This is a genomic window from Pseudorhodoferax sp. LjRoot39, from assembly GCF_964253035.1.
GTDB lineage: Bacteria > Pseudomonadota > Gammaproteobacteria > Burkholderiales > Burkholderiaceae_C > Pseudorhodoferax.
Map to the genome: position 1 here is coordinate 146430 of NZ_CAXUQL020000002.1, position 15812 is coordinate 162241.

The 15812-nt window shown below is 65.0% G+C and carries 14 protein-coding genes; 3 read left to right on the top strand and 11 right to left on the bottom strand.

The window, feature by feature from the left end; genetic code table 11:
- Positions 1–35: 35 nt before the first annotated feature.
- The 4 genes from ACSQ4M_RS35795 to ACSQ4M_RS35810 form a co-directional block, all read right to left on the bottom strand.
- Entirely contained in the window at positions 36–1016 is a 981-nt protein-coding gene (locus tag ACSQ4M_RS35795; protein ID WP_436194263.1) for an arsenic resistance protein, read from the bottom strand.
- 19 nt (positions 1017–1035) lie between these two features.
- Positions 1036–1290 carry a hypothetical protein gene (locus tag ACSQ4M_RS35800; RefSeq protein ID WP_436194264.1) on the bottom strand — a complete coding sequence of 85 codons (255 nt, stop codon included), beginning with the start codon at positions 1288–1290 and terminating at the stop codon, positions 1036–1038.
- Positions 1291–1677: 387 nt separating this feature from the next.
- Positions 1678–1908 carry a DMT family transporter gene (locus ACSQ4M_RS35805; protein WP_436194265.1) on the bottom strand — a complete coding sequence of 77 codons (231 nt, stop codon included), beginning with the start codon at positions 1906–1908 and terminating at the stop codon, positions 1678–1680.
- Complete coding sequence (locus ACSQ4M_RS35810) at positions 1905–2291, bottom strand: winged helix-turn-helix domain-containing protein (RefSeq protein ID WP_436194266.1); 387 nt, start codon at positions 2289–2291, stop codon at positions 1905–1907. The genes ACSQ4M_RS35805 and ACSQ4M_RS35810 overlap by 4 nt, the downstream gene beginning before the upstream one ends.
- 135 nt (positions 2292–2426) lie before the next feature.
- Here ACSQ4M_RS35810 and ACSQ4M_RS35815 point away from each other — a divergent pair, with 135 nt between their 5' ends.
- Together ACSQ4M_RS35815 and ACSQ4M_RS35820 are read left to right on the top strand one after the other, a co-directional pair.
- Positions 2427–2834: a hypothetical protein gene (locus tag ACSQ4M_RS35815; protein WP_436194267.1), complete on the top strand. Its 408-nt coding sequence runs from the start codon at positions 2427–2429 to the stop codon at positions 2832–2834.
- A gap of 2 nt (positions 2835–2836) precedes the next feature.
- Positions 2837–3652 (top strand): sulfite exporter TauE/SafE family protein, encoded by an 816-nt coding sequence (locus ACSQ4M_RS35820; RefSeq protein ID WP_436194268.1) that lies wholly within the window; start codon positions 2837–2839, stop codon positions 3650–3652.
- A 352-nt stretch (positions 3653–4004) separates the two neighbouring features.
- On the opposite strand, the gene ACSQ4M_RS35825 is transcribed toward ACSQ4M_RS35820, so the two are convergent.
- Positions 4005–6506 (bottom strand): heavy metal translocating P-type ATPase, encoded by a 2502-nt coding sequence (locus tag ACSQ4M_RS35825; protein ID WP_436194269.1) that lies wholly within the window; start codon positions 6504–6506, stop codon positions 4005–4007.
- 137 nt (positions 6507–6643) lie between these two features.
- Between ACSQ4M_RS35825 and cadR the strand changes: the two genes are divergently transcribed.
- Positions 6644–7096: a Cd(II)/Pb(II)-responsive transcriptional regulator gene (gene cadR / locus ACSQ4M_RS35830; protein WP_436194270.1), complete on the top strand. Its 453-nt coding sequence runs from the start codon at positions 6644–6646 to the stop codon at positions 7094–7096.
- Between the two features lie 44 nt (positions 7097–7140).
- Here the strand turns inward: cadR and ACSQ4M_RS35835 are convergent, their stop codons facing one another.
- The 6 genes from ACSQ4M_RS35835 to ACSQ4M_RS35860 all read right to left on the bottom strand — a co-directional run bounded on the left by ACSQ4M_RS35835 (position 7141) and on the right by ACSQ4M_RS35860 (position 15805).
- Complete coding sequence (locus ACSQ4M_RS35835) at positions 7141–8553, bottom strand: YncE family protein (protein ID WP_436194271.1); 1413 nt, start codon at positions 8551–8553, stop codon at positions 7141–7143.
- A gap of 524 nt (positions 8554–9077) precedes the next feature.
- Complete coding sequence (locus tag ACSQ4M_RS35840; RefSeq protein WP_436194272.1) at positions 9078–9419, bottom strand: copper-binding protein; 342 nt, start codon at positions 9417–9419, stop codon at positions 9078–9080.
- Between the two features lie 27 nt (positions 9420–9446).
- Positions 9447–12620 (bottom strand): efflux RND transporter permease subunit, encoded by a 3174-nt coding sequence (locus tag ACSQ4M_RS35845; RefSeq protein WP_436194273.1) that lies wholly within the window; start codon positions 12618–12620, stop codon positions 9447–9449.
- Positions 12617–14128 carry an efflux RND transporter periplasmic adaptor subunit gene (locus ACSQ4M_RS35850; protein ID WP_436194274.1) on the bottom strand — a complete coding sequence of 504 codons (1512 nt, stop codon included), beginning with the start codon at positions 14126–14128 and terminating at the stop codon, positions 12617–12619. Before ACSQ4M_RS35850 ends, ACSQ4M_RS35845 begins: the two co-directional genes overlap by 4 nt.
- Positions 14125–15357 (bottom strand): TolC family protein, encoded by a 1233-nt coding sequence (locus ACSQ4M_RS35855; protein WP_436194275.1) that lies wholly within the window; start codon positions 15355–15357, stop codon positions 14125–14127. The genes ACSQ4M_RS35850 and ACSQ4M_RS35855 overlap by 4 nt, the downstream gene beginning before the upstream one ends.
- A 76-nt stretch (positions 15358–15433) precedes the next feature.
- Entirely contained in the window at positions 15434–15805 is a 372-nt protein-coding gene (locus ACSQ4M_RS35860; RefSeq protein ID WP_436194276.1) for a hypothetical protein, read from the bottom strand.
- Positions 15806–15812 lie beyond the last annotated feature (7 nt).

Here is a 15812-nt window from a genome sequence, read left to right on the forward strand (position 1 = left end):
AGCCACTGTAGCGCTCAGTGTCCGCCGGCCGTGGACTATGAAGCCCGCCGAACGGCCTTTGCACCCAAGTTGGGGGCCACCTTCACGTAGACCAGTTCACTCACCAGTTCCACCAGCGTCTGCGTCACGATCACGGCGGGCACCCACGGCACCGCACCGGGGATGGCGAGGCCCAGCGGCAGGACCACCAACGAATTGCGCGTGGCTGAGCTGAACGCCACGGCGCGGCCTTGATCTGCAGGCAGCCGGCACATGCGAGCCACACACCAGCCGAGCACCGGGGCCGCGATGGCGAACACCACGTAGACCGCGGCGACCTGGCGAACGGCATCGAGCGCCAGGCCGAGCTGCGGTGCGACGGACGCCAGCACCACGAATAGCACGGCCGCCGTGGCCGGCACCGGCAGCAGCCCGAGCCATCCAACGACGCGCTCACCCGTCGCCGAACGCTCGGCCCAGGCCTGGCACACGGCCGCCAGCGACAGCGGTACCGCGATCAGCCAGATGAAGGCGTGAACGAACGGCTCCCACTGCACGAGGCCTGCGGCTGCATCGCCCATGAACAGGCTCAAGTAGACCGGCAGCAGCACCATCTGTGCGGCCAGCAGCAGCGGCGTGGAGGCCAGCAGCGGCTTCGCGTCGGCCTTGCCGAGATGGGCGAAAGTGACCACGTAGTCAATGCACGGCGTCAGCAACACCAGCAGCACCCCGACCCGCAGCAGCGGGTCTTGCGGCATCCAGGGCAGCAGCACGGCCACCAGCACGGGCACCGCGACGAAATTGGCCAGCAGCAGCGCGCCGAGGAACCGCATGTTCGACAGCGCACGCCGCAGCTCGGTCAGCGGCACCTGCAGGAACGTGACGAACAGCATGAACGCCAACAGCGGGTCGACGGCAGGCGCCATCGCTGTCGATGCTGGCCACTGCCAGGCCACAAGGCCGGCGAGCACCACGGCGGCGAAGTAGACCGCGACCTGGCGGGTTTCGAGAAGGGAGCGCAGGGTTACAAGGGTCATGCGTGCGAGCGGTGTAGCCTCAGTGCGCGTCCAGGTTCCTCGCCTGCAAAGCCAGGTCCAGCAGCTTGCCCTTCTTGCCGTAGTAGCGCGCCAGTCGCCATTCGGTGATGAGTTCGGTGGCCAACTCGAAGTCGGCCAGCTTCAGGGCATAGAGACGTTCCAGCAGGAACGGTGTTTCCGACTCCAGCGAGATGACCAGATCGGCCAGGACCGTCGCGGCCTCGGCGCGCGGGTTCTCTTCGATCAGTTTGCGAGCGTGCTTGAGGGCAGTCATGGCAGTTCCTGAATGCGGGGGAACCGTCCATTGTGCGTGCTGAGGTGGTGCGCCGCAGCAAAAGAATTGGCGCCCGGGTTTCGCTCCGGGCGAGCGGGAAAGGCCTGGTTTCCGGCAGCCCACACTACCTGGTGGACAGGGGGCGATGACGCCCAAGAAGCAGGTTACCGAGGCGATGTGACAACCGGCTGCATTTCCCTCGCATGCGCAGGCCTTGCGTGCATGCGTCACATCGGGCGGTGGGGTTGTTCAGCGCGATGGAGACAGCAGCTTGAGGCCGACGATCCCGGCCAGGATCAGCATGAAGCACATGACGCGCAGCAGGGTGCGATCCTCGCCCAGCATCAGCATGCCGTAGATGGCTGTGCCGACTCCGCCGATGCCGACCTAGACCGCATAGGCCGTGCCAACTGGAATAGTGCGCGTGGCCAGCGACAACAGGTACATGCTCAAGGCGATGAAGACGACACAGAACGCGCTGGGTCCAAGCCTTGTGAAGCCATCGGTAAGGGGCATCGCCGCCGCGTAGAAAATCTCACACACCCCGGCCAGCAGCAGGTACGTCCATCCCATCGGTATCGCTTTCTCATCCGTTGCTGCGCCAGTCGGCGCGGTCACTGCTCGCCGCCCGCCTCGGGCCGGATCAGGGCCAGCAGCTTCGGCACCTGCTTGGCCACCGCGCGCTCGGCGTTGTGCTCGATGGTGCGGTAGATCGTCAGTGTCTTCTTACCCAGCGGCGTGAGCGCGGCTCCGCCGCCGGCAACGCCGCCGCGTTGCGTCGACACCAACGGTTCCACGAAGTCATTGTTCATGGCCCGCACCAGCGACCAGACACGCTGGTAGCTCATGCCCAGGCGCCGGCCGGACTCCGCAAGCGAGCCAGTCTCGGAAATGGCTTGCAGCACGTCGGCCTTGCCGGGGCCGATAGCCACGGCGTGTTTGATCTGGATGCGGAACCTGGTCTTGGCATCCAGCAGTGAGGCGCTGAGTATGGGCTTCATGTCGCGACGATTGTCGCCTTGCCAGCGTAGCAAGAGGCCACCGATATACTTTCTTAGCGATATCGCTCGCGCTACATATCGCTTCGTTGACCACCTCTTCAGCTCTCGCCCTGCTGATTCGTCCGGGCGCCTAGGATGCACAACACTTTTCAAGGAGTGGTCGCGCAGCACGACCTGCAGGCTGGCGTCACGTACCTGTGCTGGGGCGACCTGGCCGTGCGCATGCCCCTGGCCGCACATCTGCAAGTCGGCGCTCCTGTGACCTGGGAGATACCGGCCGATCAGGTCCGCTTACCGTCCAACAGCCAGCGACCCGCGCGCCCCTTGGACTCTCAGTTTGCGGCCACGGTCGTGCGCATCGAGTTGGCTGGCGAGAACATCCAGGCCTTGTGCACCGCGCAGGCGGTGGACGGCTGCAACGTCCTGGTCATTACCGATGCCGGCATCGCGCGTGCCCATGGCGTCGTGCACGGCTCGTCCCTGGTTTTGCGTCTGCGGGGCGAGCACATCCGTGTTCGGCCGGCGGCATCGAAAGAAGTCTGAACATGCACATCTCCCCAACCCCGTTCCGGCTGACCCCCGCCACCTCCATGCAGGTGGCACTCGCAGGCATCGCCATCGGCACGCTGGGGGGCCTCATCGGGCTTGGCGGCGCGGAATTCCGTCTGCCGCTGCTGATCGGCCTGTTCGGCTTCGTCGCGCTGCACGCGGTCATCCTCAACAAGGCCATGAGCCTGGTGGTGGTCGCGGCGGCGCTGGTGTTCCGCACCAAGGCCGTGCCGCTGGACCAGGTGCAGGCCCATTGGCCGATCATCGTGAACCTGCTGGCCGGGAGCCTGCTGGGCGCCTGGCTCGGCGCCGGCTGGGCCACGTGCATGCGGCACCAGACGCTGTACAAGGTCATCGCCGGCCTGCTGCTGCTCATCGCCGTGGCCCTTGTGGCCGAGCATTGGATGCCAGGCCATGGAGAGCCGCTGCTGACGGGCGCAGCGCAGTGGATCGCCGGCCTGGTGGCCGGCTTCGGCATCGGCGTCGTGGCCTCGCTCATGGGCGTGGCCGGCGGCGAACTGCTGATTCCGACCCTGGTGCTTCTCTTCGGCGCGGAAATCAAGCTGGCCGGCAGCTTGTCGCTGGCCGTGAGCCTGCCGACGATGATCGTCGGCTTCATGCGCTACAGCCGCGACAGCAGTTTCGAGGTGCTGGGCCAGAACCTGCGGTTCGTGCTCATCATGGCGGCCGGCTCGCTGGTAGGCGCCGCCATTGGCGGCGTGCTGCTCGGGGTCGTGCCCTCGGCCGTGCTGCTGCCCCTACTGAGCGTGATCCTCGTGATTTCTGCGTTCAAGGTCTGGCGGCACAAGTAAGGGTCACGTTGCCAGCTGTGTCTCTGGCCGGTGTGTACCCCCTCAGTGCGCGCCCAGGATCCTCGCTTGCAAAGCCCGGTCCAGCAGCTTGCCTTTTTGCTGTAGTAGCGCGCCAGTCGCCACTCGCTGATGAGTTCAGTGGCCAGCTCGAAGTCGGCCAGCCTCAGGGGCTCGAGGCGTTCCAGCAGGCAGGGCGTTTCCGACTTCCCCGAGATGACCAAGTAGGCCAGGACGCCTGCACGAAACGGTCGCCCGGTGCTGCTCAGAGTTTGGAATGGGCGACACCACCTCGTCCGCCCCGATCCGCACAAGCCCATGAGCACGGGCCACCTCCGGGGCGTACTCAGGCTGACTAGCGGACGCCTCGCAGCAAGCGCAGCCCGTTGAACACCACGAGCAGACTGGCGCCCATGTCGGCAAAAACTGCCATCCACATCGTCGCGTTCCCGAACACCGCCAACGCAAGGAAGACAGCCTTGAGGCCGAGCGCAAGCACGATGTTTTGCCACAGCACGGCATAGGTCTTTTTGGACAGCCGAATGGTTTCGGGAACCTTGCGCAGGTCATCGTTCATGATGAGCACATCTGCAGCTTCCTTGGCGGTATCCGTACCTGCTGCACCCATCGAGAACCCGACCTCTGCCGCAGCCAGTGAGGGGCTGTCGTTCACGCCGTCGCCAACCATCCCGACCTGATCGTTTGAACCGCGAAGCTCCGCCACGATCTTTTGCTTGTCTTCAGGCAACAGGTTCGCACGCACGTCGTCGATCCCGACCAGCTTGGCAATGGCCTGCGCCGTGGTTGCGTTGTCTCCTGTGAGCATGACCGGCCGCACCCCCAGTGCCTTCAGCTCGGCCACAGCCTGCTTGCTCGATTCCTTAGTGGTGTCAGCAACGGCAAAGAGCGCCAGGGCGCGGTCATCGTCTGCAAGCACGGACAGCGTGCGTCCTTGGGCCTCGTGTTCTTTCATCAGCGCTTCAATCTCAGGCGAGCACAGACCACGTTCATGCAACCACCGATGGTTGCCCAAGATGTACTTGCGTCCATCGAGGGAGCCGTGAACGCCACGGCCCAGTTCCGCACCGAAGTCCTGGACCTCGACTGCCGAGCCTTTCAGGCCAGCGGCGACCGCCCGAGACACCGGATGGTCCGAGCGCTCTGCCAAGCTCAATGCAATGAGACGTGCCCGGTCGTCTGCAACGTCGCTCGCCAGGACACGATGCGCGACCAGTTTGGGCTTGCCCTCCGTGAGCGTGCCCGTCTTGTCCAGACCGAGCACGGTCAGCTTGCGTGCTTGTTCCAGGTAGACGCCGCCCTTGATCAGAATGCCACGCCGAGCCGCTGCGGCCAAGCCACTGACCACAGTCACCGGCGTGGAAATCACGAGGGCGCACGGGCACGCGATCACCAACAACACCAGCGCCTTGTAGACCGCCTCAAGCCACGGCCAGCCGGCAACAAGAGGCATGCCGACAGCTACTGCGACCGCCAGCACGAACACGGCCGGCGTGTAGATCGCCGCGAACTTGTCCACGATGCGCTGCGTGGGCGCGCGCTGGCTCTGGGCCTCTTCGACAGCGTGGATGATGCGTGCCAACACGGTGTCGCTGGCGGGTTTCGTGACTTCAAACTCCAGCGCACCGCTCTGGTTGATGGTGCCGGCAAAGACGTCATCGCCTGGCACTTTGTCCACTGGAATGCTCTCACCGGTGACGGGTGATTGATCAACCGCCCCATGGCCGGAGGTGACACGGCCATCCAAGGCAATTCGTTCACCGGGCTTGACGCGGGCGACCGCGCCAACCGCGATCTCACTGGCCTGAGTCGATACCCATGTTCCATCTGGCTGGCGGATCTCCGCCCGCGATGGCGACAGCGCGAGCAGGCCGGCGATGGCATTGCGGGCGCGCTCGACAGAGCGCGCTTCGATGAGTTCAGCCAAGGAGTACAGCGCCATCACCATCGCCGCCTCTGGCCATTGGCCAATGAGAAAGGCGCCGACGACGGCCGCGCTCATCAACGCGTTGATGTTCAACTGCCCGCGAAGCAACGAAGACAAGCCCTTCTTGAACACCGTCAACCCTGACAACGCGATGGCACCGCCAGCCACAGCCATCCCAGCGACACGCCAGGGCAAGGTGTCAGGAAAAACCAAGTGCAATACTTCGGCCAAGACCGCGACGCCCAGCGCAGCAAGAAGCCGAGCCAACTCGACGCGCTGAGCCTTCGCGGTGTCCTCCGCCGCAGGCGGTGCAGAAAGCTGCTCGGGCGTGAACCCGAGCTTCGCGATAGCTGCGACAACAGCGCCCCAGGTCTGCGCTGGAACATCGACCGACAGCAGACGTGCGGGAAGATCGAACCGCAGTCGTTTGACTTGTGGAAAACCTTCGAGCGCGCGCCGAATCTGGCCTTCTTCCGATGCGCAGTCCATCTCTGGAATGCGCAACATCAGTGCTCCGTCGGATGACGGCGCAGCTTTGGACAACGGCTCTTCCTTGCGCATGGGCGGCGCAAGCGCTATCGGTGCGGCACAGGCTGACCCGCAGCAGTCACCGGCCGCCGCAGGCAACGCGGGTTCGGTGGCGAACCCCAGCTTGTTCACGGCCGCCACGGCCTCGGCCCACGCCGCGTCCGAAGCTTGAAACGTGATCGTGTGCTCCGGCAGATCGACGTTCAATGCCTTGACGCCGGCCAGATTCTCAAGCGCAAGTCGGATCGGCTTCTCTTCGTTCTTGCAACACATATCGGGCACGCGCAGCGTGCGTGCAGGCTGTAGCGCGGCGCAGGTACTGGCGCAGCCGCAGGCCCCATGGGCGGGATCAGTGGGTCGCTGAAGCGTTTCTGACGTAGACATTGGATCTTCCTTTGCCTCCGATTTGAATCCCTGTACCCACTACAGGGTCAAGCCCCTTCTGTCGTCCAAGGTACATGCCTGTCTGGCCTGTCAAATTCTGTAGCAGCTACAGAATTGGTCGCAACGAGGAGTGCAGCATGAAAATCGGCGAACTGGCACGTGCCACGGCCACCCAGATCGAGACGATTCGCTACTACGAGCGCGAAGGCCTGTTGCCGGCCCCGTCACGTACGGCGGGAAATTTCCGGGCGTACGAAGAGGCGCACTTGGAAAGGCTTCAGTTCATCCGCTACTGCCGGACACTGGACATGTCCCTGGGGGAAGTGCGCGCGCTTCTCAACATCAAGGACGACCCTGCGGCCGATTGTGGGGACGTCAATGCACTTTTGGACGAGCACATCGGCCATGTCAGCACCCGCATCGCCGAGCTGCGCTCGCTAGAGCGGCACCTCAAGGAGTTGCGTCGTCGTTGTCAGGACCAGCAAACCTCAAAGCAGTGCGGCATCCTCGCCGGGCTCAGCGAGGCTGCTGGTGAAGCCGGCATCGCAACCGCCGAGGCGCGGCATCTGCGTTCGGTGCATGGCCACTGATCGGCAGCCCACGCACCTGGCCCGGAAGCCTGTCGCCTCGACGGTCAACGCGGGGCAATGCGCGTGATGCGGTCGCCCTGCGGATCGTCGGCGCCCCTGGACTTGTTGATGGCGTAGAAAGTGCCTTTGCCATCGCCGGCCACGTGGTTCGGGAAGGTTCCACCAGGCAGGTTGGCGATGATCTTGCCGTCCACGCTCACGACGGTGACAGTTCCCGCGCCCCTGTTCGACACGTACACCTGACCACGGGCGGAATCCACGGCGACGTTGTGCGTTCCCGCGCCCACGAGCACGTTGTGCAGGGTCTTGCCGGTAGCTGGGTCCACGATCAGAAGGTTGTCGCTGCCTTGTGCAGCCACGAAGAGGCGCCGGGTTTTCGGGTCGTAGGCCACACCGATGGTCGATTGCGCACTGTCCACGACGAAGACTTTTTCGACCCGCCCGCTGGTCGTGTCGATCACGGCCACCTCCGCACTGTTCAGGCTGACGGTGTAGAGCTTGCCGGTCGGTGCATCGAAGGCCAGGCTGAACGGCGAGAACGGCTTGGCGTCCGGCCCTTTCACCGTGGTTTCCAGTTTGATGTCGGGCAGCGGTTGCAGCGTCTTGGTGTCGAACACCTTGATCAACGGGGCGCCGGCGGCAGACGCAAAGGCCTTGCCGCGTGCGGCATCGACCACGACGTCGCGGGAGTGCGCAACACTGCCGACCTCGAACTGCTTGACCAGCGAAAGGTCCGCCTGACGGTACACCGCTACGGTGTCCTGGCGCGTGTTCGTCACCCACAAGGTGTCGTTCGCATCGTCCACTGCAACGCCGTAGACGGCGAACACGCCCGGTGCGCGCTGCTGGCCGGCTTGCTGAGGCACCTCCTTCGGGGTGGCTCGTGCTTCGATGGCAAGAGTCTGAGGATGGACCTTGAGCAGAGCCGACTGCGTGACCGGCGGGCGGCCCACGGCAGAGGTGACATACAACCGGTCGTTGCGTGCGCTGTAGGCGACCTGGTACAGGCCTTGGACAAGCGGCTGGGACGTCACGTTGAACTGCTCTTGGCCGGACAGCGGGACGTTGGGCGATACCTTCAAGGGATGGACGACCGCAGCCACGGGCCGCGTTGCGTTGACGACCACGGGGTGTTGCCCAGGCGGTGCGTCGCCGGGTATTGCGAACTCCGTGCGGAAGTTGCCCTCAGCATCTGCCGTCGCCGGCGCGCCCAATGCGGTCCCCGCATAGGTCAACTGCACCTGCTGGCCAGGCACGAAGCCGCGGCCAGCGATCTTGACCGGGGCGCCAGGGATGACCTGGGGGGTATCGACCACACTGATGCGGCCCTGGAATTTCGCCGCCGGTTCCTGGAACTGAGGGCTGGCAGCACAGGCGCCCAACATTAAAGTCAGCGCGATGAGCGCGCTTGCGGACCATGGGGGGCGGGTGAGGTAGGGTCGATTTGCAGTGTTCATGCGACGTTGAGGGATAGGTACGAAGTCAATAGCGCCGGAGGCTTGCTGGCAAAACCACTAATCCTATGTCAACGCACTGAAGAAGAATCGTTCTCACGACTTGCTGTGAGGCCATGTCGAGGAAAGTAGGAAGCCGGCGGCCAGCACGCCGCACGCATCATTCAGCGTGCGCAAGCTAATTTCTTTCGTCGTTGTGGTCCTGATCAGCCTGATTTTCGTTGGCCTGTCAAAAGGTTCCGGCCGAGCAGATCGCGGATGTCCTCCTCCTCGCTGTGCAGGTGTTGACAGTTAGGTCCAGATCGTCGCAATGCTCACCTTGTCCTATATCACGGCGCTAAAGTGAGGCGCGGCGCTGGTCCTGGCGTGAGATAGAACACATCCGTGCGCGAACAATGCACGAGCAAACGGCTCGATGCCGGCGCACCTATCCGGTCTGCAGGAGATGGCCGGCATCATGAACATGAGCGCCGAGTTGGCGCTTGCTTCCAATGCTTCAAGCGCTGTCCGTGCAAAGAGACGCCGCGCTACTTGACCCGCTTCAACTCGGTCACGGTCGCCTTGCCTTTGAGCATCTCGGCCTGGAACCGAACCTTGTCCCCCACCTTTAGGCCGTTCAGCATCTTCTTGTCCGCCAGATCGAAGCCCATCGTCATGCCGGGCATGCCCAGATTCGGAATGTCACCGTGCTTCAGCACGACGAGGCCTGCCGCGGGATCGAGCTTGAGGATCTCGCCGTCGACCAGCGGCATCGCTGAAGACGAAGAGGCCGTTGTGGGTTTTGTGGGCATCGACATGCCTTGCGCCGAAGCTTGGGCGGCGGCCGCGGTCAGGATGGCAATGGTCAGGATATGGCGTGCTTTCATCATGGGCCTTCGTCAGTTGGCTGATGGGTTTCAGGGCGTCGTCGCCGCGTTGGGCGGTTTGGCCGCGGAGGAGAGCTGGTGCGCATCACCGCGCTTTCGGTGCACCAGGTACCAGACGGCCGGAATCACCAACATGCTCAGCAGCGGTGCCGTGAGCATGCCCCCGACCATCGGCGCGGCGATGCGGGTCATGACTTCCGATCCGGTGCCGGTTCCCAGCAGGATGGGAACCAGGCCCGCCATCACGACGGCGACCGTCATCGCCTTGGGCCGCACCCGCTGCACCGCGCCCTCGCGGATCGCCGCCAGCAGCGTCTCGTCCGAGTCGCGCTGCCCTTGGGCAATGCGGCTTGCATGGGCGTTCTTCAGATAGATGAGCATCACGACACCGAATTCCGCCGCGAGACCGGCCAGCGCGATGAAGCCGACCGCCGTCGCCACCGAAATCGAATGCCCCATTGCCCAGACCAGCCAGAAGCCGCCTACGAGGGAGAACGGCACTGCGGCCATCACGATCGCTGCATCGCTGAACGAGCGGAACAGCACGAACAGCAGCACAAAGATGACCGCCAGGGTCACGGGAACGACCACCTTCAGCCGCTCTGTAGCGCGCTCCAGGTACTCGAACTGACCGGACCAGGAGATGGCGTAGCCGGCTGGCAGCGCCACTTGCGCGGCCACCGATGCCTGCATGTCGGTCACGACCGAGCGCAGGTCTCGTCCACGAACGTCAACGTAGACCCAGCCCGACAGGCGCGCGTTCTCGCTGCGCAGCATGGGCGGCCCTTCCTCAATGGAGATGCGTGCTACGTCCTGCAGCAGCACCGTTTCGCCCCTGCCGGTGACGAACGGTAGCTCGCGCAGGCGCTGCAATGAGTCGCGAACTTCGCGCGGGTAGCGCACATTGATGGGATAGCGCTCGCGGCCCTGGATCACCTCCCCAACGTTGTCGCCGCCGATGGCCGTGGAGACAATGCTCTGCACATCGGCCACGGACAAGCCATGGCGCGCGGCGGCAGCCCGGTCCACGTCCACGTCGATGTAGCGGCCACCTGTCAGCCGTTCGGCGAGCGCAGACGACACACCGGGCACGTTCTTCACCGCCGCCTCGATCTGTGCGGCCAGCCGGTCGATCGTCGCCAGGTCCGCGCCGGCGAGCTTGATGCCCACCGGACTCTTGATGCCGGTGGCCAGCATGTCGATGCGGTTGCGGATCGGCGGCACCCACACGTTGGACAGCCCGGGCACCTTGACGACGCGATCCAGTTCCTCGACCAGCTTGTCGGGCGTCATTCCGGCCCGCCATTGCTCGCGCGGCTTGAACTGGATGGTGGTCTCGAACATCTCCAGCGGTGCGGGGTCAGTCGCCGTGTCCGCACGCCCGGCCTTGCCGAACACACGCTCGACCTCGGGCACGGTCTTGATGAGCCTGTCGGTCTGCTGCAGCAACTCCGATGCCTTGGAAATCGACAGGCCCGGTAGCGCCGAGGGCATGTACAGCAGATCGCCCTCGTCGAGCGACGGCATGAACTCGCCGCCCAGGCGCATGACCGGCACCGCGGTTACTGCAAACACCAGGGCCGCGACCGCCACGGTGAGCTTGGGAAACCGAAGCACCAGTTCCAGGGCGGGACGGTACACGGCGACAAGAAGACGGTTCAGCGGGTTCGCCGCCTCCTTGGGAATGCGGCCGCGAACGAGGTAGCCCATCAGCACCGGGACCAGCGTCACCGACAGGCCAGCCGCAGCGGCCATGGCATAGGTCTTGGTGAAGGCCAGGGGTGCGAACAGCCGGCCTTCCTGTGCTTCGAGCGTGAACACTGGCAGGAACGACAGCGTGATGACCAACAGCGAGAAGAACAACGCCGGCCCCACCTCGACCGAGGCCTGTGCGATGAGTGCCCAGCGCTCGGGCGCCGTCGGCTGCCTTCCATGCTGCTCCTCGAAGTGCTCCAGGTGCTTGTGCGCCGCCTCGACCAGCACCACCGACGCGTCCACCATCGCCCCCAGCGCGATGGCCACGCCAGACAGGCTCAGGATGTTCGCGCTGACACCCTGCCAGTGCATCACGATGAACGCCGTCACGACCCCCACCGGCAGCGTAACAACTGCAACCAGTGCCGAACGCAGGTGAAACAGGAACACCGCGCAGACCAGTGCCACTACGATGAACTCTTCGACGAGCTTGTCGCGCAGGTTCAGGACTGCACGGTCGATGAGCTTGGAACGGTCGTAGGTCTCGATCACCTCGACGCCTTGCGGCAGGCTTGGCTTCAAGGCTTGCAGTCTGGCCTTGACCGCCTCGATGGTCGTCCTTGCGTTCTTCCCCGAGCGCATGACCACGACACCGCCCACCACCTCGCCTTCGCCATCCAGTTCAGCGATGCCGCGGCGCATCTCCGGGCCGATCTGCACGGTCGCCACGTCGCGCAGAAGCACCGGGGTGGTGCCCGGCACCGGCAGCGGGATGGCGCGGAAGTCATCCAGCGACTTCAGAAATCCACGCGAGCGGACCATGTACTCGGCTTCGGCCAGTTCGACGACGGAGCCGCCGGCGGCCTGGTTGGCCTTGCCCAGAGCCTCTATCACCGTGGCTTGCGTGACGCCCAGCGCCCGCATGCGGTCAGGGTCCAGTACCACCTGGTACTGCCGGACCATGCCGCCGATGCTGGCGACTTCGGCCACATCGGGCGCCGTCTTCAGCTCGAATCTCAGAAACCAGTCGTTGAGCGCGCGCAGTTGTCCAAGGTCATTGCGGCCCGTGCGGTCGACGAGCGCGTATTCGTAGACCCAGCCCACGCCGGTGGCGTCCGGGCCGAGCGCGGCCGTGGCCCCTGCAGGCAACCTGCTCTGCACCTGGTTCAGGTACTCCACGACGCGCGACCTGGCCCAGTACGGGTCGGTCTTGTCGTCGAACAGCACGTAGACGAAGGAGTCGCCGAAGAACGAGTAGCCCCGGACTGTCTTCGCCCCAGGCACGCTGAGCATCGTGGTGGTAAGGGGGTAGGTGACCAGGTCTTCGACCACCTGGGGTGGCTTGCCGGGGTACGTCGTGCGCACGATGACCTGGGTGTCCGACAGATCGGGCAAGGCGTCGACAGGCGTTTGCCTGACTGACCAGATGCCCGCTGCCACAAGAAACGCAGTGGCGATGAGCACGAGGAACCGGTTGCCGATCGACCAGCGGATGATGGCCGCGATCACTTGGTGCCTCCGACGCGCTGCATGGACACCAGTTCGTAGCCCATGGAGCCGCCCTGCCTGAACTCGAAGCGAACCGTGTCACCCGGCTTGATGTCGGCAAAGGCCTTGGGGGTGGGTTTGCTGAAGCCCATGGTCATCGCAGGCCACTTCAACGAGGCGATGGGGCCATGGGAGATGGTGATGCCGTCCGCTTCGACGCTCTCTACCTTGCCGTCGCCAACATGCACGTCTGCCGGCGTCGTTGCCGGCGCAGACGCCGACGCTGCAGGCGCAGCGGCATTCGTGGTGATCGAGCCCAGCACGGAGCGCAGCCGCGCTTCGGAATCGATGAGGAATTGGCCGCTGACAACAACTTGATCGCCCTCGGCGAGCCCAGAGACCACCTCGACGGTGTCGCCGAGGTCGGCACCCAACTGGATGTCTCGTGGCTCGAACGCGTCGTTGTCCCTGCGAACTATGGCGACGGCGCGGGTGCCGGTACGGATCACCGCTTCGGCAGGCACGATCAGGCGTGAGGCCGAAGGTCCGGTGACCTGCAGGCGCAGCAGCATCCCCGGGATCAGCCGGCCTCTCGCGTTGTCGACTTCAAAGCGCGCCTGCAGGGTGCGCGTGCTCGCGCTGACCTGCGGCAGGATCTCCTTGAGTTCGCCACCGAAGGTTTGGCTGGCATCGGCCTGGAGCACCGCCTGGACCTTCTGGCCACGCGCGAGGCGTATCGCCTGTGCCTCGGGCACCTCCGCCACCGCCCACACCTTTTCCAGGCCGGCGATGCGGAACAGGGTCGTGCCGGGAGAGACCGCGACGCCCTCGCGCACACCGAGCTCCGCGATCACGCCGCTGACCGGAGCGGTGAGCGTGAAACGCGCCTGCGCCATGCCAGTGGCCTCGCTTTGGCGGATGAGAGTCTCGGGGATGGACAAGGCACGCATGCGTTCGCGCGCGGCTGCCACCAGGTCTTCCGATGCACCGGAGCGTTTGAGCGCAAGCAGTTCGTTCTGCGGTCCCAGCCAATCGGGCGCGAAGAGCGTGGCGAGCGGCTGGCCCTTGCGGACCCGCTCCATGGGCGCGCGCACGGCCAAATGCTCGACGTAGCCAGCCACACGGGTCTGGACCGCGACACTGAGGCGCTCATCAAACTGCACGGCGCCGACCGCATCGAAGGACGACGACACGTCCGCCCGCTGGACCAGCGCGGTGCGCATGCCCAGGTTCTGCCGCACCGTCGGGCTGATTTTCACGCCGGAGTCACCCGCCTCGTCGGCATAGACCGGCACTAGCTGCATGTCCATGAACGGTGACTTGCCTGGCTTGTCGAAGCGCTGGCCCGGCACCATTGGATCGTGCCAGTACAGCACCTTGCGTTCGGCGGCACCTGACGCTGACGCCCCTGGCGTGGCTGCCGTGGTTGCTTCGGCACGGGTATCCGTCTGCCGACCGAGGTAGAAGCCCGCAGCGGCCAGCACGGCGGCACCTAGAAGCGAGAGTGCAATCGACTGAGCGCGCTTCACAGGGCACCTCCCGGCAGGAGCGGTTTGAAGGTCAGCTGTGCCTGGACCTTTGCCAGGTCACGCCGCAGCGAAAGCAGCTTCCTCTGCGCTTCGACCTCGGTATGGCGTGCCTCGAACAGGGCCATCAGGCTCACCTGATTGGAGCGGTAGCCAGCCAAGGCAACACTGGTTCGTTGTCGGGCTGGAGCCACGACGGACGCCTGGTACCGCTCGGCGCGATCGGCGAGTCGCTGGGCGTCGCTGGCCAGCCCGCGGAACTCGGCCGTTGCCACGCGCGAGGCCTCCACCAGATTGGCTTCGGCCTTGTCGACGAGTGCCACCTTGGCAGCAGTGTCGCGGTCCTGTCGCTGGGCAGGCGCGACCGGCAAGGGAATGCTCACACCGACGGACACCATGTCCGAGTAGCCGCTGCGCTGGCCATAGGACACCTCCCATGACCAGTTCGGCTTGCGGTTGGCGGCGGCAACCGTGGCCTCCTGCCTGGCAAGCTGGATGTCCCGTTGTGCGGCGAGAACGGCTGGATGGTTGGCAACGTAGGACTCCTCGCCGATGTTCGACAAGCCAACTGGCGCCGCGAGTTCATCCGGGGAAATACCGACCCAACGCTCCAGCGCCACGCGCGCGCCGCGCTCCTGTTGCAGCACTTCCGCGGTGTCGTCCTCGGCGACCCCGCGGGCGCTGGTCAGAGCCAGAACCTCCTGACTGTTGGCGGCGGCCGACAACAGCCGGCCCTTGGCCGCTTCCAGCTCCTCTTGCACATGGTGCTGGGTCTGGGTTGTCAGCTTGAGAGCTTCGCTTGCGAAATACACGTCCAGGTAGGCCAGCACAGTTTGCATGCGCACTTCGGCGGCCGCTACCTGAACAGACACGCTCTCCCTGCTGGCCATCGCGTCAGCCGCAGCCTGGCGGGCCGCACGCTTGTCGGCCGATACCCATTCCTGGCTGAAGCCGATGCGTTTCATGGTCATCGACTCGCGGGTCGTGCTGAAGCGGTCCCCGCCGGTCACGGGCAGGTTGTCGACGCCCACGCGCAGCGTCGGGTCAGGCAACTGTCCCGCTGCGCGTGCGGTCTCGTTCGCGCTGATGACGCCGGCGCGCGCGGCACGGGCAGCTTCCGATCGCTGCACGGCGAGGACAAGTGCTTGGTCGAGTGTGAGCGGTGAAGCAGCCGCCAGGAACGGAATGATGGCGGCGGCCAGAACGACCGCACGCGGATGGAGAGTGAACATGGAAACTCCGAGGACAAACGAGATCTAGCCGGCGGGCGGATCTGCCGCGCCAGCGCCTGTCGGTCAATCGGAGGCGTCAGACCCGAAGTCGGAGCGTGGAGAGGAAGAGCGGACCTGGAGGTGGGCGTGCCTGTGGTCTGGCTGTCAATGGGACAGACTGTGTTTCACCGGCGAGGAGCTTGAAAGGAAGAACGAGCACCTGCACGGCTATTGACGCGGCCAGGGTAGGCGTCTTCGCCGTATCCGGCGACTGCGGGGCGCTGGCCGAGAACTGAGCACAGAGGGTCGGCTGCTCAGCATCCATGCCCTCGCAGGGCATGCCCGACGCCATCATCTCGGCCATCGCCGCCGCTTCTGCCTGTTGCGGACAGACGTAGTTGGCCAACGCCAGCTGAGAGAACAGCAGCGACAACACCACGAAAAGCGTGGTGGTCAGGCGGGTGGACAAGCGACGG